The sequence below is a fragment of the Wenzhouxiangella indolica genome, from assembly GCF_042310355.1.
In the GTDB taxonomy this organism is placed as follows: Bacteria; Pseudomonadota; Gammaproteobacteria; order Xanthomonadales; family Wenzhouxiangellaceae; genus Wenzhouxiangella.
The window spans coordinates 22,086-43,366 of the sequence record NZ_JBHJMR010000004.1; the positions used below are offsets into that span (position 1 = coordinate 22,086).

General features: G+C 65.4%; 16 protein-coding genes. 6 read left to right on the top strand and 10 right to left on the bottom strand.

Annotation, left to right across the window (positions count from 1 at the left end; genetic code table 11):
- Positions 1-12: 12 nt before the first annotated feature.
- Positions 13-2,169, bottom strand: a complete 2,157-nt coding sequence (locus tag ACDC67_RS06625) for an alpha/beta hydrolase (protein ID WP_376691671.1) — start codon at positions 2,167-2,169, stop codon at positions 13-15.
- A gap of 93 nt (positions 2,170-2,262) precedes the next feature.
- Here ACDC67_RS06625 and ACDC67_RS06630 point away from each other — a divergent pair, with 93 nt between their 5' ends.
- Positions 2,263-3,549 carry an Nramp family divalent metal transporter gene (locus ACDC67_RS06630; protein WP_376691673.1) on the top strand — a complete coding sequence of 429 codons (1,287 nt, stop codon included), beginning with the start codon at positions 2,263-2,265 and terminating at the stop codon, positions 3,547-3,549.
- A gap of 3 nt (positions 3,550-3,552) precedes the next feature.
- Here the strand turns inward: ACDC67_RS06630 and ACDC67_RS06635 are convergent, their stop codons facing one another.
- The gene (locus tag ACDC67_RS06635; protein ID WP_376691675.1) at positions 3,553-5,397 is read right to left on the bottom strand and encodes a DUF885 domain-containing protein; all 1,845 of its coding nucleotides are present in this window, start codon (positions 5,395-5,397) and stop codon (positions 3,553-3,555) included.
- Positions 5,398-5,518: 121 nt separating this feature from the next.
- Here ACDC67_RS06635 and ACDC67_RS06640 point away from each other — a divergent pair, with 121 nt between their 5' ends.
- Entirely contained in the window at positions 5,519-5,689 is a 171-nt protein-coding gene (locus ACDC67_RS06640; protein WP_376691677.1) for a DUF2256 domain-containing protein, read from the top strand.
- A 22-nt stretch (positions 5,690-5,711) separates the two neighbouring features.
- Here ACDC67_RS06640 and lpdA read toward each other — a convergent pair whose 3' ends face one another.
- The 4 genes from lpdA to aceE all read right to left on the bottom strand — a co-directional run bounded on the left by lpdA (position 5,712) and on the right by aceE (position 12,589).
- Positions 5,712-7,607, bottom strand: coding sequence for a dihydrolipoyl dehydrogenase (gene lpdA, locus ACDC67_RS06645; protein ID WP_376691679.1), 1,896 nt, complete (start codon positions 7,605-7,607; stop codon positions 5,712-5,714).
- 154 nt (positions 7,608-7,761) lie between these two features.
- Entirely contained in the window at positions 7,762-8,271 is a 510-nt protein-coding gene (locus ACDC67_RS06650; protein WP_376691681.1) for a retropepsin-like aspartic protease family protein, read from the bottom strand.
- Entirely contained in the window at positions 8,268-9,698 is a 1,431-nt protein-coding gene (locus ACDC67_RS06655; protein ID WP_376691683.1) for a dihydrolipoyllysine-residue acetyltransferase, read from the bottom strand. Before ACDC67_RS06655 ends, ACDC67_RS06650 begins: the two co-directional genes overlap by 4 nt.
- A 206-nt stretch (positions 9,699-9,904) precedes the next feature.
- Positions 9,905-12,589 carry a pyruvate dehydrogenase (acetyl-transferring), homodimeric type gene (gene aceE, locus ACDC67_RS06660; RefSeq protein WP_376691685.1) on the bottom strand — a complete coding sequence of 895 codons (2,685 nt, stop codon included), beginning with the start codon at positions 12,587-12,589 and terminating at the stop codon, positions 9,905-9,907.
- Between the two features lie 26 nt (positions 12,590-12,615).
- Between aceE and ACDC67_RS06665 the strand changes: the two genes are divergently transcribed.
- Both ACDC67_RS06665 and ACDC67_RS06670 read left to right on the top strand, forming a co-directional pair.
- The gene (locus ACDC67_RS06665; protein WP_376691687.1) at positions 12,616-12,768 is read left to right on the top strand and encodes a hypothetical protein; all 153 of its coding nucleotides are present in this window, start codon (positions 12,616-12,618) and stop codon (positions 12,766-12,768) included.
- Between the two features lie 2 nt (positions 12,769-12,770).
- Positions 12,771-13,982, top strand: coding sequence for an agmatine deiminase family protein (locus ACDC67_RS06670; protein WP_376691688.1), 1,212 nt, complete (start codon positions 12,771-12,773; stop codon positions 13,980-13,982).
- On the opposite strand, the gene ACDC67_RS06675 is transcribed toward ACDC67_RS06670, so the two are convergent.
- Positions 13,952-14,467 carry a GNAT family N-acetyltransferase gene (locus tag ACDC67_RS06675; protein ID WP_376691690.1) on the bottom strand — a complete coding sequence of 172 codons (516 nt, stop codon included), beginning with the start codon at positions 14,465-14,467 and terminating at the stop codon, positions 13,952-13,954. The genes ACDC67_RS06670 and ACDC67_RS06675 overlap by 31 nt on opposite strands.
- Entirely contained in the window at positions 14,467-16,119 is a 1,653-nt protein-coding gene (locus ACDC67_RS06680; RefSeq protein WP_376691692.1) for an FAD-binding dehydrogenase, read from the bottom strand. The genes ACDC67_RS06675 and ACDC67_RS06680 overlap by 1 nt, the downstream gene beginning before the upstream one ends.
- Positions 16,120-16,381: 262 nt before the next feature.
- On the opposite strand from ACDC67_RS06680, the gene ACDC67_RS06685 reads away from it, so the two are divergent.
- Positions 16,382-16,780, top strand: a complete 399-nt coding sequence (locus ACDC67_RS06685; RefSeq protein ID WP_376691693.1) for a hypothetical protein — start codon at positions 16,382-16,384, stop codon at positions 16,778-16,780.
- Positions 16,781-16,819: 39 nt separating this feature from the next.
- Here the strand turns inward: ACDC67_RS06685 and ACDC67_RS06690 are convergent, their stop codons facing one another.
- Both ACDC67_RS06690 and ACDC67_RS06695 read right to left on the bottom strand, forming a co-directional pair.
- Complete coding sequence (locus tag ACDC67_RS06690; protein WP_376691695.1) at positions 16,820-18,028, bottom strand: hypothetical protein; 1,209 nt, start codon at positions 18,026-18,028, stop codon at positions 16,820-16,822.
- Complete coding sequence (locus ACDC67_RS06695; RefSeq protein WP_376691697.1) at positions 18,025-18,912, bottom strand: TraB/GumN family protein; 888 nt, start codon at positions 18,910-18,912, stop codon at positions 18,025-18,027. The genes ACDC67_RS06690 and ACDC67_RS06695 overlap by 4 nt, the downstream gene beginning before the upstream one ends.
- 136 nt (positions 18,913-19,048) lie before the next feature.
- Here ACDC67_RS06695 and ACDC67_RS06700 point away from each other — a divergent pair, with 136 nt between their 5' ends.
- Positions 19,049-21,217, top strand: coding sequence for a carboxypeptidase regulatory-like domain-containing protein (locus ACDC67_RS06700; protein WP_376691698.1), 2,169 nt, complete (start codon positions 19,049-19,051; stop codon positions 21,215-21,217).
- Positions 21,218-21,281: the final 64 nt, after the last annotated feature.

Consider the following 21,281-nt stretch of genomic DNA (forward strand, 5'->3'; position numbering starts at 1 on the left):
GGATTCTCCCTCTCAGTCGTCGGTCTGGATGAGTGACGGATCGCCGATGACGACCGCCGCACCACCGGAAGCTACCATGCTGGCGGCTTCACCCTGCATTTCGGCCGTGACGGCCGGGGCCGCGCTCGGATCGAGCAGCGAGCCGTGTCCGCCCTGAAGCAGTCTCACGGCACCGCGAATACCCATCGGGTCCTGCGTGGTCTGCGTGATGGCGTCCAGACCCATGATTCGAATCAGCGGTTCGGTTCCCGAAAGCGGCGCGCCTTCGACCGCGTTGGGCACGACCGCATCGCCGGCAACCTGCTGCAGCAAAATGGTGTTCTGCGCGGTCGCCGTCGCACCCCAGTTGATCGGGTCGGCCGAGTCGATAACCGTCTGGGCCGCGAGCAGGAACTGGTAGTAGTCGGGCGAGAAGGGCTCGACACCCGCCGACTCGAGCCCGGCTCGGATGACCGGGCCGAAGGTATCCGAACCGGCCAGCAGGTTGGCGATACCGCCACCGGGCACCGACAGCACGCCGTTTCCAACGGTCGGCTCGACGGCTAGGAAGGGTGTGCCCACCATGGCGCCAAGCGAAATACCCACCAGGTTGATGTTCGAACCGTCGAGGTCGCTGACACCGTCGCCGTCGACATCCATCTCCGGCACGTTCAGGGCCAGGGTCGACAGGTCGATCTGCGCCTGACGCAGGTTGTCGCGCGAGGTCAGCAGGCTCTGCAGGTTGATGAACCAGGCGCCGGAACTGTCGATCATGCCGTCGGGGCCGGGCGCGGTGGTTTCGTTATTGCGCAGGTCGAGGTCGAAGGTGCGCTCGCTCGCCAGCGGGGCGAACGGCGTGTTCTCGACATACAGCGGGCTGGCCTGGTCGGTAATGCCGTGCAGCGGCATGTCGATGGCGACCACGGCGAAGCCCTGGGAGGCCATCGTGTCGGCCAGCGCCAGCATCTGCGAGCGATCGCCGGTAATGCCGTGCTGGAAGATCACCACCGGCCAGCCGGCGGCCGGACGGGTCTGCCCGGATCCTTCGTTGGGCAGGGTCAGCAGCATCGGCGCCATGGGCCGCGCGGTCTCGACCGGCATCGGATTGGCGACCGTGATGTTGGTCGAGTCGGGATCCAGGCCAAGGCCGGCGAACGCGGGATCGTAGTTACCGGGCGCGGCCTGCCAGAATTCGGTCAGCGGCGCGGTCGGGTTCTGCTGGGTCGGGATCCCCAGGAAGTAAGGCAGTTCGACCACTCCGAGATAGATATCGGCAATGCCCGGCGAAGCGCCTGCCGGCAGCACATCGGCCGTGGTCAGGCAGCTGTCCGGTTCGAGACAGGCCTGGGCCAGCTGCGTGCTGGTCGGGCCGATGGCCGAGCGCAGGTTGGAAAGCACCGGCGTTATCGACTGCGTGGTGGCCGTCGACGACAGCACGATGCTGTCGCGCGCGACGCCCTCCGAACCGGCGGCGCCCAGGTGCGTATTGATGATCTGGCGCAGCGGCTCGAGCGCATTGGCGGTGGGGTCGTCCAGCAGCGGATCGGTACTGTTGCCTTCGTTGTCGACCAGGGGATCGGGGCGCTTGGCCAGGAAGTAGGGCTGCGAGGGCGTGGCCGGGTTGCCGCTGGTGTCGGTGATGCCGTCGGTCAGCACCGCCAGGTAGGCGGTCATTTCCTGCAGCGGCCTCAGCGGCACGACGGCAACGGTCTGGCCGTTGGGATCCGAAGGCGCGACCGTGGCGACGTAGTCCTGCCCAGGCACCAGCTCGCGGTTGACGCCGGCGACGGCCGGTTGGCCCTCGACCATGGTCACCTCGTAGAAGCGCACGCTGCTTCCGGGAACGACGCTGTCCGGATCGATCTCGGCGCTGAAGTTGAAGGTCCAGGGCGCGACCGTGCTGAACCCGTCGAGCGCGTTCATCGCGGTGATGGGGTTGCTATAGTCGTCTGGATCGGCGCCGGGAATGTTCAGCGTCAGATCCTGCGTCCCGGACAGCAGCAGCGTGTTCGGGAACGGGATTTCGCCACCGCTGGGATCGAATACGGCGGTTACGACGCCATCAACGGGATCGCCGTCGGGCTGCTCGGCGGGCTCTTGGTCCACGGCTCGGTCCACGCTGGAACTGCCACCACAGCCAACCAGCCACAGCAGCGCGAGCGCGGGCGCCAGGAATCGGCATGACTTCATCAGTTTTCTCCCCAAAGCAGAGATGTTTTATGTATTGATCAATACTGTGCAGTATGGCGCAGCATCGAGTGTTTCGGGTTGTATGATATGAACATGTTCTTTACTTTTGCAAGCAGCCGCGGCCGGCAGTTGCTGGCGAGCCTCGGTCCGGGATTGCTCATGGCCGGAGCGGCCGTCGGCGTGTCCCATCTGGTCCAGTCTACACGCGCCGGCGCCGACTACGGTACCACCCTCCTGTTGCTGGTCCTGCTGGCCTGCCTGTTCAAATACCCCTTTCTCGAGTTCGGCCCGCGCTACGCGGCCGCCACGGGCGAGAACCTGCTCCGCGGCTACCTCAGGCTCGGACGCTGGGCACTCGGCCTGTTCGTGGTCATCACGCTGGGCACCATGCTGATCATCCAGGCCGGCGTAACCGTCGTCACCGCCGGGCTGGCCGGACTGGTGTTCGGATTCGACGCCTCGATCACCCAGCTGTCGGCCGGCGTGCTGGCCGGATGCCTGGTGATCCTGGCCGTCGGTCGCTACCGCGGTCTCGACCTGATGATGAAGGTGATCATGGCCGCGCTCGCGGTGTCCACGCTGGCGGCGGTGGTGCTGGCCTTCGGCTCCGGGCCGGACTGGCGCGCCCTGGATCCGACCGCCAACCTGGAAGCGGTCTGGACGGCGACCGGCTTCGCCTTCGTGCTGGCCCTGCTGGGCTGGATGCCGATTCCGCTCGACGTGGCGGCCTGGCATTCGCTCTGGACGCTAGAGCGCGCCGAGCAGACCGGGCACAAGCCCAGCGTCCGAGACGCCATCACCGACTTCCAGATCGGCTACGCCGGAGCAACCGTCCTGGCCGTCCTGTTCCTGCTGCTCGGTGCCCTGATGGTTCACGGCAGCGGCGAGTCCCTGCCGCAATCGGCTGTCGCCTTTTCCGGCCGATTGGTGGAACTCTATGCGCAGAGCCTGGGAGAGTGGTCGCGACCGATCATCGCCGTCGCCGCGCTGACCACGATGTTCTCGACCACCCTGGCGGTGACCGATGCCTACCCGCGCGCCCTGCGCGCCCTGATCGAGATCGGCGGCGTGGCCACCGACGAGGGGGCGGCCGAGCACAAGCACCGCGCCCGGTACATCGGCGCCCTGCTGCTGGTCAGCACCGGCACACTGGCCGTGATTCACTTCTTCGGCCAGCGCTTCACCAGCCTGATCGATTTCGCCACCACGGTGTCCTTCCTGGCGGCCCCGCTCATTGCCTGGCTGAACATCAAGCTGCTCACGAGCGAACACACGCCGGCCGAGCACCGCCCGAGGGGCGCGCTCCTCGCGCTGGCGCAGGCCGGGCTGTGGTTCCTGATCGGCTTCTGCGTGATCTGGCTCGGCTGGAAACTGATCTGACCATCACCCCGTGGCGTCGGTCGGCAGCGACCGCTCGATCCAGTCGTCGATGACGCCGTCGAGCAGCGCCAGGGGCATCGCGCCGTTATCGAGAATCACCCGATGGAAGTCACGGATGTCAAAGGCCTCGCCGAGCGCCTCCTGCGCACGCTGGCGCATGGCCTGGATGCGCAGCATGCCGATCTTGAACGAGCAGGCCTGGCCGGGAATCACCAGGTAGCGCTCGATCTCGGCGACCACGTCGCTCATGGGCATGCCGGTGACCGAATGCATGTAGTCGATGGCGCGCTCGCGCGACCAGCGGCGGTGATGCATGCCGGTGTCGACGACCAGGCGCACGGCACGGAACAGCTCCGCCCGCAGTCGCCCCAGGTTGCTGTAGGGATCGTCGTGAAAGCCCATCTCGGCGGCCAGGCCCTCGGCGTATAGCGCCCATCCCTCGGCATGGGCGTGCAGGCTGAGGCTGCGCCGGAAATCCGGCACGCCCTGCATGGCCTGCATGCGGGTAATCTGGAGGTGGTGCCCCGGAATCGCTTCGTGGTAGGCCAGCGTGCGCATGGCGTAGCGCGGATGCTCGTCGACCGATCGCAGGTTGGCGAAGAACTGGCCGGGCCGGCTGCCGTCGACGGCCGGGCGCATGTAGTAGGCGCCGAAGGCGGTGGCCTCGCGGTACTCGGGCACGCGCCGGACTTCGATCGGTGCGGCCGGACCGTCGTGAAACCATCCGTCCAGGCCGGCCTCGATCTCGGACACGATGTCGCGGTAGTCGGTGAGGATACGCTCGCGACCGGCGTCGGAGTCCTCGTACAGGAATCGCTCCTCCCCGTTCAGCGCCACCATGCGCTCGCCGACGCTGCCATCGCAATAGCCTTCGGCACACAGCAGGGCGTCCATCTCCTCGCTGATGCGCTCGACTTCCTCGAGGCCGAGGCGGTGAATCGCCTCGGGGCCCAGGTCGGTGGTCGTGTGCCCTTTCAGCAGCCAGCGATAGTAGGCATCGCCATCGGGCAGGCGCCAGACGCCGTCGTTGGCCGGATCGAGTTCGAGCAGGCCTTCCAGGTAGTCGGCCAGATGCCGGTAGGCCGGCACGACGTGCGCTTCGACCGCGCTTGCGAGCTCGCGCTCGAGGCCCTGCCGCCGCTCGGCCGACAACACGTCGTCGCGATCGGCGCGCGCCAGGATCTCGGTCACGAGCGGATTGTCTTCGGGCGCATCGGCGACGAAGGCGCGCGCATCGCGCAGAGTCTTCTCGATGGCGAAGCGCGGCGGAACGATGCCGCGCTCGACGCGATGCCGGGTGACCTCGACGGCTCCTTCGAACACCTCCGGAAAACGGCTCAGGCGTTCGATGTAGAAATCGATATCGGCATCGTCTCGCAGCGGATGCTGGCCGGTCATGTAACCGGGCAGCATGTTGTGGAACGACATCAGCTGGTTGACCGGAAAATCGTGCCAGAGAAATTCCGCGCCCGCCACTTCCTGTTCGAGCTGCCAGGCCTTGATGTCGCGCGACAGGGCCTCCTGCCGGCTCAGGCTCTCGGCATCCAGGGCCTCGATATCCTCGAGCTGCCGGCGGGCGAGCGCCAGCTCGCGCCGGGTCTTGTCCACCGACGGCACGTCGAGCCGTCCCAGGTATTCATCCTCGCCGGCGCTGCCGAGGACGTGGGCGGCCATCGCCTGCGGGCTGAGCGCTCGGCGCTCGCTCGCGGCCTGCTCGAAGAATCGATGCAGCGCGTCACCCGCGCCGGCGCTCGATGCGTTCTCGGGGTCGGTGGTCCGTGGCGAACTGCAGGCAGCGGCCAGAACGATGGCCATCAGGCCGGGACAGAGCAGTAGCGGGCGTGGCATTCGGCAAACTCCTGGCGGGTGATCGGCGACAGGATACCCGACCGGCCTTTGGCGCAGGCGCCCTGTGAAACTTGCCGACGATTTCACACCGGCGCGAGCGACCGCGTGCTTGAATCGAGCCATGTCCAGGAACCGGCTGCCGACCAAGACCTGTCCCGTGTGCCTGCGCCCGTTCAGCTGGCGGCGCAAGTGGCAAGACTGCTGGGACGAGGTACGCTACTGCTCGAAGCGCTGCGGCGGCGAAGCGCGCCGACGCAAGCGACAGGCACGGCGACAGCCGCCGCGAGGCTGACCGGCGGCTGCCGGCGCCCACGCTACTTCTTCGGCATGTACAGGTCGGTAATCGTGCCCTCGTAGGCCTCGGCGGCCATCATCACCGACTCCGACAGGGTCGGGTGCGGGTGGATGGTCAGGCCGATATCGGCGGCATCGCAGCCCATCTCGATCGCCAGGGTCAATTCGGCGATCAGGTCACCGGCGTGCAGGCCCACGACCCCGGCACCGATCAGGCGATCCGATTCCTTGTCGAAGATCAGCTTGGTGAACCCCTCGCTGCGATCCATGCCCAGCGCGCGACCGGAAGCCGCCCAGGGAAACTTGCCGACACCGTAGTCGATGCCCTTGTCCTTCGCCTGCGCCTCCGTCAAGCCGACCCAGGCGACTTCCGGGTCGGTGTAGGCGACCGAGGGAATCACGCGCGCATCGGCCGCACGCTTGTGGCCGGCAGCGACCTCGGCGGCCACCTTGCCTTCGTAGGAACCCTTGTGCGCGAGCATGGGCTGGCCGACGATATCGCCCACGGCAAAGATGTGATCGACGTTGCTGCGCATCTGCCCGTCGACGGCGATAAATCCCTTGTCGTCGACATCGACGCCGGCGGCCTCGGCGTTGAGCTGATCACCGTTGGGCCGGCGGCCGACGCAGACCAGCACGCGGTCGAAGTCGGCCGAATCGGGGGCTTTCTTGCCGTCGAGCTTCGCCGTCAGGGCCTTGTCGCCGGCCTCGACCTGCTCGACCTTCGTCTCGAGGTGAAACTCGACGCCGAGCTTCTTCATATGCTGCTGCAAGGGCTTGACCAGGTCGGCATCGGCGCCGGGCATGAGCTGGCCCATCATCTCGACCACGGTGACCTTCGAGCCCAGCGCCCGATACACGCAGGCCATTTCCAGGCCGATGATGCCGCCGCCGATGACCAGCAGTCTTTCGGGCACGTCGGCCAGTTCCAGCGCGCCGGTCGAATCCATCACTCGATCGTCATCCCAGGGGACGTTGGGAATCTCGATCACGCGCGAGCCGGCGGCGATGATGCACTGATTGAAGCTGATCGTGCGTTCTTCGCCGTCATGCTCGACGGCCAGCTCATGCTCGCCGCTGAATTGACCCATGCCCTGGACGATCTCGACCTTGCGCTTCCTGGCCATGCCGGCCAGGCCGCCGGTGAGCTTGCCGACCACGTCGTCCTTGAAGCTGCGCAGCTTGTCGAGATCGATCTCGGGCTCGCCAAATGACACGCCGTGCTCGCCCAGGTGCGCGGCCGAATCGATCACCTGCCCCACGTGCAGCAGCGCCTTGGACGGAATGCAGCCGACGTTCAGGCAAACCCCGCCAATGGAATCGTAGCGCTCGATCAGCGCAACCTTCAGACCGAGGTCGGCCGCCCGGAAGGCGGCGGTGTACCCGGCCGGACCGGAGCCGAGAACGGCCAGGTCGAAGTCGAAGGAATGATCGGTTTCCGGGCGGGAAGAATCGGTTTCCGGTTTCCGGTTTCCGGTTTCCGGGCGGGATGAATCGGTCTCCGATTTACGGTTTCCGGTTTCCGGGCGGGCTTTGTCAGCCTTGCCGGAGCCATCGGATTCATCGGCATTCTCCGAGTCATCCGAAGACTCCCCGGAACCCGGAACCCGGGAACCGGAACCCGTCTCTTCTTCATCCCCGGAGCCCTCATCTTCAGACGCTCCCCCGGCGTCTTCGGAAACCTCCACGACCCCGATAACGTCGCCCTCCCCAACCTCGTCGCCCTCGGAGACCCTGAGCTCGACCAGCTTGCCGGCATGCGAGGCGGGCACCTCCATGGTGGCCTTGTCGGACTCGAGGGTGACGAGCGACTGTTCCTTCTCGATCTCGTCGCCTTCGGCGACCAGCACCTCGATGATCGGCACCTTGTCGAAATCACCGATGTCGGGGACTTTGATCTCTGTTTTGTTGCTCATAGCCAACTCTCAGGTGTTCATCTCGATCAGGTGGCATCACCTGATGCTTCGTGAATCGTCAATCGTAAATCGAAGTATCGAATCGAGGGCGGCTCGGCCAGTTCTTAGATTCACGATCTACCATTTACGATTTACGAAATTTCTCGGTCTTCTCCTACGTCCCTGGTGCCGCCACCAGGCGCAGTTGTCCATTCGATTGCGTTATATCCAGGTCGCGCAGAAAACTCATGCCCAGAAGGATGGTCTCGCTGCGCCCCGGGCTGATCGCCGCGCGCACGTCGCGCTGGACGATGTCACCGAGCCGCACCTCGTCGATGCGCGTCATCCAGCCGGTGACCGGACCGGCGGCGGTTTCCAGGCCGATGCGCGCCCGCTTTTCCAGGCCCAGTCGACCGGCCAGGTCCTGGGGCACCGACACCAGGCTCGCGCCGGTATCGACCAGGAACGTGACTTCGCGACCGTTGATCGCACCCGTGGCGATGAAATGGCCCCGGCGGTCGGATTCCAGAACGACCTCGATGGCGTCGCCAACGCGCTGGCTTTGCACCTGCTGGTTCGGGTTCCGGCGATTGTCGACCAGGCCGGAAAACACGAAAGTCAGCAGCAGCAAGACGCCAACCGCAGCGACCAGCATCATTCCGAAACCGGTGCGCTGTTCGTTCAAAGCAGCAGCCGCCTGAGATCCTCGAGTTGCTCGGCCAGAAACCGCGTGAACCTCGCCGCATCCGCGCCGTCGATAACGCGATGGTCATACGACAGCGACAGCGGCAGCATCAGTCGCGGCTGGAACTGCTCGCCGTCCCAGACCGGCTTCATCTCCGAGCGCGACACGCCCAGGATGGCCAGTTCCGGCGCATTGATGATCGGCGTGAAAGCCGTGCCACCGATGCCGCCCAGGCTCGAGATCGAGAAGCAGCCGCCCTTCATCTCGTCGCCCTTGAGCTTGCCGTCGCGCGCCCGGGTCGACAGGTCGGTCAATTCCAGGGCCAGCTCGATCAGGCCCTTTTGGTCGCAGTCTTTGAGCACCGGTACGAGTAGCCCGTTGGGCGTGTCGACGGCCACGCCGATATGGAAGTACTTCTTCTTGATCAGGGTCTCGCCGTCGTTCGAGAGCGAGGCATTGAAATGCGGGAACTCCTTGAGCGCGGCGACCACCGCCTTGATCAGGAAAACCAGCGGCGTCATCTTGGTGCCGGCCTTCTCGGCCTGCTTCTTGCTGGACTGCCGGAAGGCTTCCATCTCGGTGATGTCGGCCTCGTCGAACTGGGTGACATGCGGAATCGACACCCAGTTGCGGTGCAGGGCGGGCCCGGAGATCTGCTTGATGCGAGAGAGCTTCTCCTCCTCGATGTCACCGTATTTCGAGAAATCGACCTGCGGCGGCTCGGCGATGTTCAGGCCGGCACCGGCCGAAGCGCCGCCGCCGGATTCCATCGCCTGCTTGACGTGGCCCTTGAGGTCTTCTTCGGTAATGCGCCCCTTGCGGCCCGAGCCTTCGACGCCGCCCAGGTCCACGCCGAGCTCGCGCGCAAGCTTGCGCACCGCCGGCGAGGCGTGCGGCAGCTTGGACGGGTCCTGGTCCATGCCCTCGAACGGCACGGGCGGGGCCGGGAGGTCGTCGGATCCTTTAGGCGTATCGGTTTCCGGTTTCCGGTTTCCGGTTTCGGAAGAGGTTTCAGGTTTAAGGTTTAAGGTTTCAGGGCGGGCTTCTTCGCCGTCGTCGGAGCCACCGGATTCATCAGCATCATCAGAGTCTACCGAAGACTCCCCTGAACCCTGAACCCTGAACCCTGAACCCTTTCCTTCCTCGTCGCCGGAGTCGCCATCTTCAGACGCTCCCCCGGCGTCTTCGGAAACCTCCACGACCCCGATAACGTCCCCCTCCCCGACTTCGTCGCCCTCGGAGACCCTGAGCTCGACCAGCTTGCCAGTGTGCGAGGCGGGGACTTCCATGGTGGCCTTGTCGGACTCGAGGGTGACGAGCGACTGCTCCTTCTCGATCTCGTCGCCTTCGGCGACCAGCACCTCGATGACCGGCACCTTGTCGAAATCGCCGATGTCGGGGACTTTGATTTCCTTTTTGTTGCTCATTGCAGGCTCTCAGGTGTTCATCTCGATCAGGTGGCATCACCCGACGCTTCGTGAATCGTTAATCGCAAATCGTAAATCGATTTATCGAATCGAGGACGGCACGGCGACTTCTTCGATTCACGATTTACCATTTACGATTTACGAAAGGTTTCCAATGTCGTCGGTCGCGGATGTAACCGTGACCCACGGCCAATGCCCGCACGCCGTCACACCACCGTCGGCAACGGCTTGTCCGGGTCGATATTGAGCGCGCTTCTCGCCTTGACCAGCTTGTCGTCGTCGAACTTGCCTTGACGATTGAGGCCGACCAGCGCGGCCCAGGCGACGTTGTAGCGGTCGACCTCGAAGAAGCGGCGCAGGTTCTCGCGCGTGTCCGAACGGCCGAATCCGTCGGTGCCGAGCACGATGTAGTCGTCCTGCGGAATGAACTCGCGCACCTGGTCGGCAAAGGCGCGAACGTAGTCGGTGGCCGCCACGGCCGGCCCCTTGCGGTCCATCAGCAGGCCGGTGATCCAGGGCGTCCTGGGCGGTTCGTCGGGATTGAGCCGGTTGCGCCGGCTGACCTCGTAGCCTTCCTTGCGCACCTCGTTGAAGCTGGTCACCGACCAGATATCCGACTCAATGCCGTAGTCGTCCTTCAGGATATCCGCCGCCTCGATGACTTCACGCAGGATCGAACCCGAGCCCATCAACTGCACGACAGGCTTGTCCGAGTCCCGAGTCCCGAGTCCCGAGTCCCGAAACAGGTACATCCCCTTGCGGATGCCGTCCTCGGACCCCTCGGGTATGGCCGGGTGCTCGTAGTTCTCGTTGAGCACGGTGATGTAGTAGTAGACGTCCTCGCCTTCGCCATACATGCGCCGCAGGCCGTCCTGGAGGATCACCGCCAGTTCGTAGGCGAAGGTCGGGTCATAAGAAACGCAGTTGGGAATCAGGCCGGCCTGCACCTGGCTGTGGCCGTCCTCGTGCTGCAAACCTTCGCCATTGAGCGTCGTCCGCCCCGAGGTGCCACCGATGAGAAAACCGCGCGCACGCATGTCACCGGCCGCCCAGGCCAGGTCCTGGATGCGCTGGAAGCCAAACATCGAATAGAACGTGTAGAAGGGAATCATCGGCACGCCGGTCGTGGCGTAGCTGGTCGCCGCAGCGATCCAGGAACTCATCGAGCCGGCCTCGGTGATGCCTTCCTGCAGCACCTGCCCTTCCTTGGCTTCCTTGTAATAAGCGAGCTGGTCGGAGTCGACCGGCTCGTAGAGCTGGCCGAAGGGCGCGTAGATGCCGATCTGGCGGAACAGGCCTTCCATCCCGAAGGTGCGCGCCTCGTCGCAGATGATCGGCACGATGTGCTTCTTGAGCTTCTTGTCGCGCAGCAGCACGGTCAGGCAGCGCACGAAAGCCATGGTGGTCGAAATCTCGCGCTCGCCGGTCGACTCGAGCATCTTCGAGAAGGCCTCGAGTCCGGGCATCTCCAGCGCCTCGTAATCCACCTTGCGCTGCGGCAGGTAGCCGCCGAGCTCCTCGCGGCGCTTCTTCATGTACCTGACTTCCTCGGAGTCCTCGCCCGGGTGGTAGTACGGCACCTCGGAGAGGTTTTCGTCGGACACCGGCACGTTGAAACGGTCGCGGAAGTACTTCACGCCCTCGTCGTCGAGCTTTTTCTGCTGGTGCGAGATGTTCTGGCCCTCGCCCGACTGGCCCAGGCCGTAGCCCTTGATGGTCTTGGCCAGGATGACGGTGGGACGGCCTTCGTGATTGGTCGCGGCGTGGTAGGCGGCGTGGATCTTGTGCGGGTCGTGGCCGCCGCGATTGAGCCGCCAGATGTCTTCGTCGGACATGTCGGCGACCATTTCCTTGAGTTCGTCGTAGGCGCCGAAGAAATGCTCGCGCACGTAGGCGCCGTCGTTGGCCTTGTACTTCTGGTAGTCGCCGTCGAGCGCCTCTTCCATGCGCCGCCGCAGCAGGCCCTTGGTGTCGCGCGCCAACAGCGGATCCCAGTAGGAGCCCCAGACCACCTTGATGACGTTCCAGCCCGCACCGCGGAAAAAGCCTTCCAGTTCCTGGATGATCTTGCCGTTGCCCCGCACCGGCCCGTCGAGGCGCTGCAGGTTGCAGTTGACCACGAACACCAGGTTGTCGAGCTTCTCGCGCCCGGCGAGCGAAATCGCGCCCAGGGATTCGGGTTCGTCCATCTCGCCGTCGCCGAGGAAGCTCCAGACCTTGCGCTCTCCGGCATCGGTGATGCCGCGGTTGGTCAGGTACTTCAGAAAGCGCGCCTGGTAGATCGACATGATGGGGCCCAGTCCCATCGACACGGTCGGGAACTGCCAGAAGTCGGGCATCAGCCACGGATGCGGATAGGAACTGATGCCCTCGCCGTCGACTTCCTGGCGGAAGCCGTCGAGCTGTTCCTCGGTCAGGCGGCCCTCGAGAAAGGCACGAGCGTAGATACCCGGCGAAGAGTGGCCTTGGATATAAACCAGGTCGGCGCCGTCCTCATGATCCGGCCCCTTGAAAAAGTGATTGAAGCCGACGTCGTAGAGCGTGGCGGCCGAGGCGAAGCTGGCGATGTGGCCGCCCAGCTCGCCGCCGCGGCGCGCGGCCCGCACGACCATGGCCATGGCGTTCCAGCGGATGATCGACCGGATGCGGCGCTCGAGCGAACCGTCGCCGGGCATGTTCGGCTCGCGGTGCGGCGGAATGGTGTTGATATAGGCCGTTGTCAGGTCGAACGGCAGGTGCGCGCCGGAGCGCCGGGCCAGCTCGACGCAACGCTCGAGAAGGAAATGCGCCCGCTCCGGGCCGTCGCGGTCGACGACCGCGGCCAGCGACTCGAGCCACTCCTGGGTTTCCTGTGAATCGATGTCGTCGGGGTGGGGATACTGTTGCACCATGCCTGTCCTCTCGAGGAGCGTCGTCGTTGTTCGAAGCCGATATTGTACCGACTGCCCGTTCGACTGTCCCGACACGAAATCGCTTCGAAATCACCATACTGGAGCGTATTGCCGGCAAGGCGGCGAAACCGGCAATGCCCGGTGCTGATAAACTTCGCGGGGCTCAAGCGGACCAATGACCATGCCTCGCACATCCACGCTGCAGCGATTGACCGGCCTCACCGTCGCCGCCCTCGTGCTCGTTTTGAACACGGCCACGGCACAGGTTCGCGTCGTGCCGCCGCATATACTGGATACCATCTTCGACGACGAACCGCCGACACCGCGCTCGATGACCGCGGCCGAAAGTCAGCGCTGGGTGACGCCCGACCTGAGCGAGCGTGGCGTGGCACCGTCAGGCGCCATCGACACGCCCTCGGAGTATGCCCCCAACGACGGCCTGTTCCTGCGCTGGGGTTCTTTCAACTCGGTGGTCACCGAGATCACCGTGGCGGTGACCACCCAGACGAGCGACGCCCGGGTGTTCCTGATCGTCGCCGGCCCGGCGCAGGAAAGTTCGGCCCGCAGCACCCTGTCGGGCGCCGGCGCCGATCTGTCGCGGGTCGAGTTCATGCAACTGCCCAGCGACACGGTCTGGATCCGCGATTACGGCCCGCGCACGCTGTTCGTGGACGCGGCGCGCTCCCTCATGGACCACATCTACAATCGCCCCCGACCGAACGACGACCAGGTGCCGTCCGGCATCGCCGGCGTGACCGGCGAGACGCTCTTCGAGTTGCCCCTGGTCCACGGCGGCGGCAACTTCCACCTGTTCGACAACGGCGAGGCGTTCATGTCCGAACTGATCGTCGACGAGAACCCGGACGTCAGCGCCCAGGACGTCGAGGACTACTACGCCGAGTACCACGATCTCGACCTGACCATCCTCGACCCGCTGCCGGCGGGTTTCGACTCGACCCAGCACCTGGATATGTGGTTTCTGCCGGTCGATGACGAGACGGTCATCATCGGCGAATACGACCCGATGGAAGCCGGCGGCGTACCCCACCAGGTCAGCGAAGCCGGCGCCAGCCTGATGGCCAAGCGCGGCTACACGGTCCTGCGCACGCCGGGCTGGGGCGCCGGCGCGCACTACACCTACACCAACTCGGTGATCGTCAACGAGGCCGTGCTGGTCTGCCAGTTCGACGGCTACGCCAGCGAAAACGCCCAGGCGGTCGCCGTTTTCGAACAGGCTTTTCCCGACAAGACGATCGTCGGCATCGACTGCAGCAACATCATCAATTCCGCCGGCGCCATCCACTGCATCGTGATGCACTACGCCGCCCGGCCGGACCTGATGTTCCGCGATCGCTTCGAGAGTCAGGCGGATTCGGAAAAGGCCGGATCGTAGCGAACCGGTCCCGAAACCCCGGACAATCCCGCCGGCACCAGCTCCAGCGCCATGAAGTGCGCCGCGGCGACACCGAATTCGTTGCTCAGGCCGAAATCAGCCGCCGGCCGGAAACCGAATTTCGGATAGTAGTCGGCGTGGCCGAGCACCACCACGCCGCGGGCGCCGAGCTCGCGCGCGGCTTCGAGCCCGCGCTCCACCAGCCGCCCGCCGATTCCCTGCCCCTGGAATGCCGGCAACACGGCCATCGGCGCCAGGCCCAGCAAGGCTGCCTTGCCGCCTTGGGCCAGGCGCACCGGGGTGAAAAGGATGTGGCCGACGACGATGTCGCCCGAGCGCGCGACCAGCGACACGAACGGATCCGCTCTTTCGCGCAGGCGATCGACCAGGCGGGCCTCGAAGTCCGTCTCGAAAGCCTCGGCATGCACGGCGTGAATCATCGGGATATCCCGGGCACGCTCGGCGCTGATCACCATCTGAGCCATCAAGCGCGGCCCGCGGCGTGCCGCCCGGCATTGCGCCCGGAGAAAATGCAGCCGCCGAGGAAGGTGCCCTCGAGCGCGTTGTAGCCGTGATACCCGCCCCCGCCGAACCCGGCGCACTCGCCGGCCGCGTAGAGCCCGTCGATCGGCGCACCGTTTGCGTCGAGCACGCGCGAATCCAGGTCGGTGTGCAGGCCACCGAGCGTCTTACGGGTGAGGATATTCAGGCGCACGGCGATCAGCGGCCCGTGGGCGGGGTCGAGGATTCGGTGCGGCTTTGCCGTGCGGATCAGCTTGTCGCCCAGGTATCGCCGGGCGCCGTGAATCGCCGTGACCTGTGCGTCCTTCGAGTAGGGATTGGCGATCTCTCGATCGCGGGCCTCGATCTGGGTCCGGATACGAGCGAGGTCGACCGGGGCCTCTGCGGTCACACGGTTCATGCCGGCGACCAGTTCCTCGAGATTGTCGGCGACGACGAAATCCTCGCCCTTGTCCATGAAGGCCTGCACCGGCGGCGGCACCCGACCGCCGCGGCGGTTCTTCAACACCAGCGACCACTTCGCGCCGGTCAGGTCCGGGTTCTGCTCAGAACCCGACAGCGAGAACTCCTTGCGGATGATGTCGCGATTGAGGATGAACCAGGAATGTTCGTGGCCGGTCGACAGTATCCGCTTCAGCGTTGAACGGGTATCGAAACCGGGCATGCAGGGCGCGGGCAACCGATCGCCGTTGGCGTCGAACCACATGGACGACGGGCCGGGGAGGATGCGAATGCCGTGATTGGGCCAGATCGGGTTCCAGTTCTGTACGCCCTCGGTGTAGTGCCACATCCGGTCGGCATTGATCACCGCCGCACCGGCGGCCTCGGTCACCCCGATCATCTTCCCGTCGACGTGATGCGGCACACCGGCGACCATCCGCTGCGGCGCCGGGCCCAGCTGGTCGACCGGCCAGTTCTTGCGCACCAGGTCGTGGTTGCCGCCGATACCGCCGGAGGTCACGATCACGCAGTCGCCGTTCAATTCGAACGAATCGACGACCTCGCGGCCCGAGCGCTCGCCGCGCTCGACCCTCGAGGGTTCCAGGACGTCGCCGCTGACGCCCGAGACGGCGCCGTTTCGGGTGTGCAGTTCGGTGACCCGATGGCGGCAGCGGACTTCGGCCCGGCCGGCCTCGACATGCGCCATCAAACGATCGACGAAGGGCCGCACGACGCCGGGACCGGTGCCCCAGGTGATATGAAAGCGCGGCACCGAGTTGCCGTGTCCATGCGCATGCGCCCCGCCGCGCTCGGCCCAGCCGACGATCGGGAACCAGCGCATGCCCAGCGAGTGCAGCCAAGGCCGCATCTCGCCGGCGGCGAAATCGATGTAGGCCTCGGCCACCTTGCGCGGCCAGTGGTCCTCGGCACGGTCGAACTGCGCCGAACCCAGCCAGTCCTGCAGCGCCAGATCGCGGCTGTCGCGAATCCGCATGCGCCGCTGCTCGGGGCTGTCGACAAAGAACAACCCGCCCAGCGACCAGAAGGCCTGCCCGCCCAGGCTGTTCTCGCCTTCCTGTTCGAGCACGATCACCCGCTTGCCGGCGTCGCACAACTCGCAGGCCGCAACCAGGCCGGCCAGCCCCCCTCCCACAACGATGGCATCCGAAGTCATGCAAACAGTATAAACAGTCGAAGAGGCGCACTCGAGCGGGGTGTTGCAGGCGTTGCGGTGATGGTATCGCCCGCGCGACGGCATGGCCCCAGCACCCTTCCACCGCCGACGCCGGTGGACGCATCGAGCGTCTCGAGATCACCCCAACCCAATGATTTGCAAGTGCTTTTATAGATTCGTTAGCATTCGTGACGCCAATCGAGCAAGGATTGGTAGAGGGGGTTTGGCACACCAGACAAATCAAGTAAAAGGAGGTAGGGATATGAAATCGATTCTTGTCTCCACGCTTGCAGCTCTGACGTTCGTTCTCACCGGCACCACCGCCGCCCTGGCCGAGGAACCGCAATCCCAGCGAGGGCAAGTCGATTTTGGCGGGCAATTGAGCGCCGAAACCGAAGATGCGCTCGTATCCTTCCAGGACGCCCTGGATCGAATCACTGCCGGATCCGGCGCGAAGATCACCGACGTTTCCGTCGATCAGTCGATGAGCCACGAGGGTGACTTCGGTACGCTGGAGACCAGCTGCACTGCGAGCGCAACGGTCGGCATTCCCGGCGGAACGGAGGTTTCGATCGAGGCGACGGCACCCACCTGCACGGAGGCCGTGGAGATGGTGCAGGATGCCATTGAAGACCTCGTTGGCGATCTTGATCCGGAGTGACGGATCAAGCCACCGGCCCGGCCTTCCGGGCCGGCAGCGTCAATCCTCTTGGGAGCTGACGTAGAAAGCGCGGGTGCGCTCGAACAGCGGATCGAGCCTGAGGACGTAGCGGTCCTCGTCCACGGACTGCAGCTCAAAGGGATGAACGGAACCTTCGGGCAGGCTGTTCCAGTATTCGGGAACATCAATGTCACTCAGGTCGAGGCCCGGATAATTGGCATCCACCGGCTCGAAGCGTCCCGGCGCGTCGACGATGTAGTCGGCCACCTGCGGGGCGTCACCGGTCAGCGATTGCAGGCGAACGGAAAGCGGGTGGGCCAGCGCGCCGACGCTTGCGCCGAGCAACAGGGCAACGATCGTTCGTTCCCGAACCGGTGCCGCGCGCGACAGCATCGCGCCGACGGCAAAGACCGCGCTGCCGGCGAGCAACAACAGTCCGTAGTCGGGCGACCACAAGGGGCGGATTGACGGCATGACGGTGAAGTGCGCGGCTGCGGCCACGCCCAGCGCGCCCATGATGACAAGCATGATCACCAGCGACTTGTAGCTGAGGATATCCAACGGCGCCTCGGACGCCCGGGCCTCGGGCCGGTCAGACGACGGGCTGCCCATACCCCAGCGGCCGCGAAAATCCAGCGGCTGGAAGTCGACCTCGATACCCCGCTGCTCGAAATGCCGAACCAGGGGATGTGACTCGGTCAGGGCGTGGAGCGCCTTGCCGGGTCTCATGGCCGTCAGCGCGGGACGATCGAGCGGGTCATCGACCGGGTCCCAGTGCAGCAGGGCGAGATCGTGTGCGCCCTTCGGGCTTTCGAGGGTCAGGGTCGTGTTGATCCAGCTCTGCAGATGCTGTGACTTCGGGCCGGGCCGCTGCACCACGGCCCGATCGATATCCGACCAGGCCAGCCGCCAGTCATGCCGCAGCCACTGTCGCGGGCCGTGGTGCTTGTGGGGCGAACAGCGAATCCCCTCGCTGTCGACCACCAGCCAGGCTTCGCGCGCCATGGAGACGATGCGAAAGAGCAATAGCGCCAGCGCAACGATGCCGATCAGGGCCAGGCCCAGCGCCAAGGCCGGCTGGCGCTGAAGATCCTGGAGAATGGTTTCGCCCAGGCTCTCGGAGCCCAGCGAACCGATCCCGAGCAGCACGAACAGCGAGCCGAGGACAACCCACAGGCCGCGGCGCATGTTGACCGGGCTGAGGCGATAGCGGAACCGGCTCGCCGGAATCTTGCCGGCCGAGCTCACGATTCGCCGCCGAGATCCCAGGCGTCCAGCCACTCGACGGCCTGGAGCTCGAAGCCGTGCTGCGCCGTCAGGCGCCGGTGAAAATCGGGTAGATGACCCGCGCCGTAGAACAGGGCGATATCGCGCGCGCCGGCGGCGAGCTCGTCCTCGAGCACGCTCAGGGCCTTGCGGTTGCGCTCGGTGATAAGCGACGAGCCGCTTTCACCGGCAAGCACCTCCAGCACACCGGCCTGGTCGATCATCGACTCGGCCATGACCCGCTTGAGGGCAAGCTGCCGGTCCTTGGCCAGGAGCACCCGCAGCATCTGACCCTGCTGGACCGCGGGATCCTGGGTCGCGACCGAGGCGGCCCACATCTGCATGAACGTCCCGGCCCAGGATTCGTTGCGGCTTTTCATGCTGTCGCTGAATTCCGTTGCGGTCATGTCGGCGTGCACGAAATGGCTGCGCTCGTAGTCAATTTCATCAAGCTGGAAGGCCAGGCCCAGCGCCTCTTTCATGCCGCCTTGCAGCAAGCCGACGAGATTGAGCCCCGCCCCGGCGGGCCGTTCGCCGCCACCGTCGGGATCACCCACCAGTTCGTAGAGCACGACGTCGTAATCGTCGAAACGGCGCTGAAGTTCTTCGAAGTAGGCGCGATCGGCCACGTGGATGGCGCCGACAAGATGCAGGCTGCGGCCCTGGGCGTCAAGATAATGCGCCAGCGCCACCTGCAGGGTCTGTGGACGGCCATCGGCATCCTCGGCCAGGCGCATGAAGCTGTCCGGCGCCTGGGCAGCGGCCGGGGCGACCAGTACCAGGCACAGAAACAATCCCGCCACACGCCGCGCAATACCGCCGGGGCGCCAGGCGGGTGCGAAATTCGATTCGGCTGTTTGGTTCATCTTCTCGCTCCAGTTGTGCGCTCGCCATCGGGGGCTTGTATTCGGGGTGACCGTGTCCCGCCACAAGGCCCCCTCGCGTAGTACTGCATACAGGGCTCGCTCCATCCGGCCCGCTCCAATCCATTTGGGAGGCTTCATGCTGCTGCAACGCTTGGTTTCAACATTGTATCCGTTCGCGGTCGTCGCGATTGTTGTCGCGCATGGCGGCCAGGCCCTGGCCCAGTCGGCCACGATCGAGGGCACGATCACCGACAGCGGCGACGGCACGCCGATCGCCAACGCGACCGTGGCCGTCTCCTATCCTGGCGGCATCCAGCACGAGCTTCTCGCCACCGCCACGAGCAACAACGTGGGCCAGTACTCGGTCAGTGTCCCCATGGCGAGCGGCGCAAGCCGTGACTTGGTCGTCGAGGCCGCCGGCGTCGAGCACGCGCCGGCTCGGCACGGCCACTCACTTCCCATGCCGTGCTATTTCAGCTGCGGATGGGGCGGTCATTTCAGCGTCGACGAAGGCACGACGGTAACCGGGATCGATATCGCCCTGAACGCCGGCGGGCGCGTTTCCGGAACGATCACGGACGCCGAAACCGGCGACCCCCTGACCGACGCCATTGCCACGCTCATCCCGCCCAACCCGGATGACTACTCGCCCCAGGAATACTCGCCCGAGTTCGCCGGCATCACCCAGCCTGACGGAAGCTTCACGACCAGTCTGGCCGTTGCGCCGGGTACCCACTACCTGCGAGCCGGCGGCAACGGCTCCAACCACGTCAGCCAGGCCTGGGGCGGCTACCCCTGCGAGCTGGACGTATGCCCGATCATCAATTCGGACCCGATCACCATCACGGCCGGATCGATCGAAGGCGGATTCGACTTTGCGCTCGAACCCGGCGCGACACTCAGCGGCGAGCTGTTTCCGGACGATATTCTCAAGCAGATCTATCTCTTCAACGGAGCCGGTAGACAACTGACGATCCACAGTATCGACTGGGACGATCTTCCGGGCAGCGAGTGGTCGATCGACGGCCTGGCCGGCGGCAGCTACTTTGCCCAGCTCGGCCCGCTTGTCGATTTCTCCGGCACAACCGACCACATCCGGGTTCTGCACAACGGACTGCTGTGCCCCTGGAGTGGCTGCAACCGCGCCCGCGGTACGGCGCTGACCGTGCCGACCGGCGCCAGCCTGTCGTCACCGCCCGTTACGCTTGACGTGGGCGGACAGATCGAGGGCACGATCATTGACGGCAGCACCGGCCTGCCGCCCGCCGGGGTACCGGCCGGAATGGCCCTGGGCCAGTACGACATCATCGACGCTGACGGTGCCGTGGTTGGCGGCGGCGCCATCCGGGCAGTCGACGGGGAGATCCTGATGGAGCCGCTGGCGGCGGTTCCCGCCGGCGAGTATTTCGTTCGCACGTTCAACCAGTGGCGCGGCGACGGCATCGGTTATTCCAGCTTGTTGTCCAGCGATGCCATCGACGGCTACATGGACGCCGTCTTTCCGGACATACCCTGCACCGGCATTGACTGCGATCTCGCCTCGGCCGAGGCGGTTACGGTCACGGCCGGCGAGGTAGCGAGTATCGTTATCGAGATCGAAACCGGCAGCAGCATCAGCGGCCGGGTCATCGACCAAGCCTCGGGCGCCCCGATCGAGTATGCCATCGTGCGCGTGCTCGATAGCGCCGGCGACACGGTCGCCCGCACGCTGACCGACGCCGACGGCGACTACCGAATGGGCGCTTTCCCATCCGGCAACTACTACGTCAGGACCAGCATGAGCGGGCACCTGGGGCCGGGGCATTTTGGCGTCCGGAACGCCTACTTCGACAAGCTGCACGGTGCCTCTGGCGATTGCTCCGAGTCATTGTGCGACCCCGCCACGGGAACGGCCATAACGCTCGACGGCAGCGCCGATGTCGACCTCGGCGATCTCGAGGTGAGCAATGGGCCGGTCATTTCGGGCCAGATCATCAACACGGCAACCGGCCTGCCCATCACTCGCGGGCAGGTCGATGTCTACACCCTCGCCGGAGCGTTCGTGGGCAGCTACAAACTGGACAACGGCGCTGCCAGTTACCAGACCCCAGCCCTCTCACCCGGGCACTACGTGCTGGTTCCGAACGTGTCGCCGGTTTTCGGCAGCGTATCGACCGGCGGCACGGTGTCCTCGCAGCGGGGAGAGACTGTGCCGCCAGGTGGATTCTCCGTGACGATGGGCGAAGTCGATCTCGAAGCCGATCTTCAGGTCGTCGACCAGGCCATCGACCGCCTGTTCATCGACCGCTTCTCCGGCGCGGAGTAGCCGACGCGGCCGGGAAGTGCGCGTTTGGCCCCCTTCATGGCGATTTCTCGTTTGAGTCAACTAG

Coding starts and splice junctions, on each gene's coding strand:
- ACDC67_RS06625 (WP_376691671.1), bottom strand. CDS start 2,169: ATGAAGTCATGCCGATTCCTGGCGCCCGCGCTCGCGCTGCTGTGGCTG.
- ACDC67_RS06630 (WP_376691673.1), top strand. CDS start 2,263: ATGTTCTTTACTTTTGCAAGCAGCCGCGGCCGGCAGTTGCTGGCGAGC.
- ACDC67_RS06635 (WP_376691675.1), bottom strand. CDS start 5,397: ATGCCACGCCCGCTACTGCTCTGTCCCGGCCTGATGGCCATCGTTCTG.
- ACDC67_RS06640 (WP_376691677.1), top strand. CDS start 5,519: ATGTCCAGGAACCGGCTGCCGACCAAGACCTGTCCCGTGTGCCTGCGC.
- lpdA (WP_376691679.1), bottom strand. CDS start 7,607: ATGAGCAACAAAACAGAGATCAAAGTCCCCGACATCGGTGATTTCGAC.
- ACDC67_RS06655 (WP_376691683.1), bottom strand. CDS start 9,698: ATGAGCAACAAAAAGGAAATCAAAGTCCCCGACATCGGCGATTTCGAC.
- aceE (WP_376691685.1), bottom strand. CDS start 12,589: ATGGTGCAACAGTATCCCCACCCCGACGACATCGATTCACAGGAAACC.
- ACDC67_RS06670 (WP_376691688.1), top strand. CDS start 12,771: ATGCCTCGCACATCCACGCTGCAGCGATTGACCGGCCTCACCGTCGCC.
- ACDC67_RS06675 (WP_376691690.1), bottom strand. CDS start 14,467: ATGGCTCAGATGGTGATCAGCGCCGAGCGTGCCCGGGATATCCCGATG.
- ACDC67_RS06680 (WP_376691692.1), bottom strand. CDS start 16,119: ATGACTTCGGATGCCATCGTTGTGGGAGGGGGGCTGGCCGGCCTGGTT.
- ACDC67_RS06685 (WP_376691693.1), top strand. CDS start 16,382: ATGAAATCGATTCTTGTCTCCACGCTTGCAGCTCTGACGTTCGTTCTC.
- ACDC67_RS06695 (WP_376691697.1), bottom strand. CDS start 18,912: ATGAACCAAACAGCCGAATCGAATTTCGCACCCGCCTGGCGCCCCGGC.
- ACDC67_RS06700 (WP_376691698.1), top strand. CDS start 19,049: ATGCTGCTGCAACGCTTGGTTTCAACATTGTATCCGTTCGCGGTCGTC.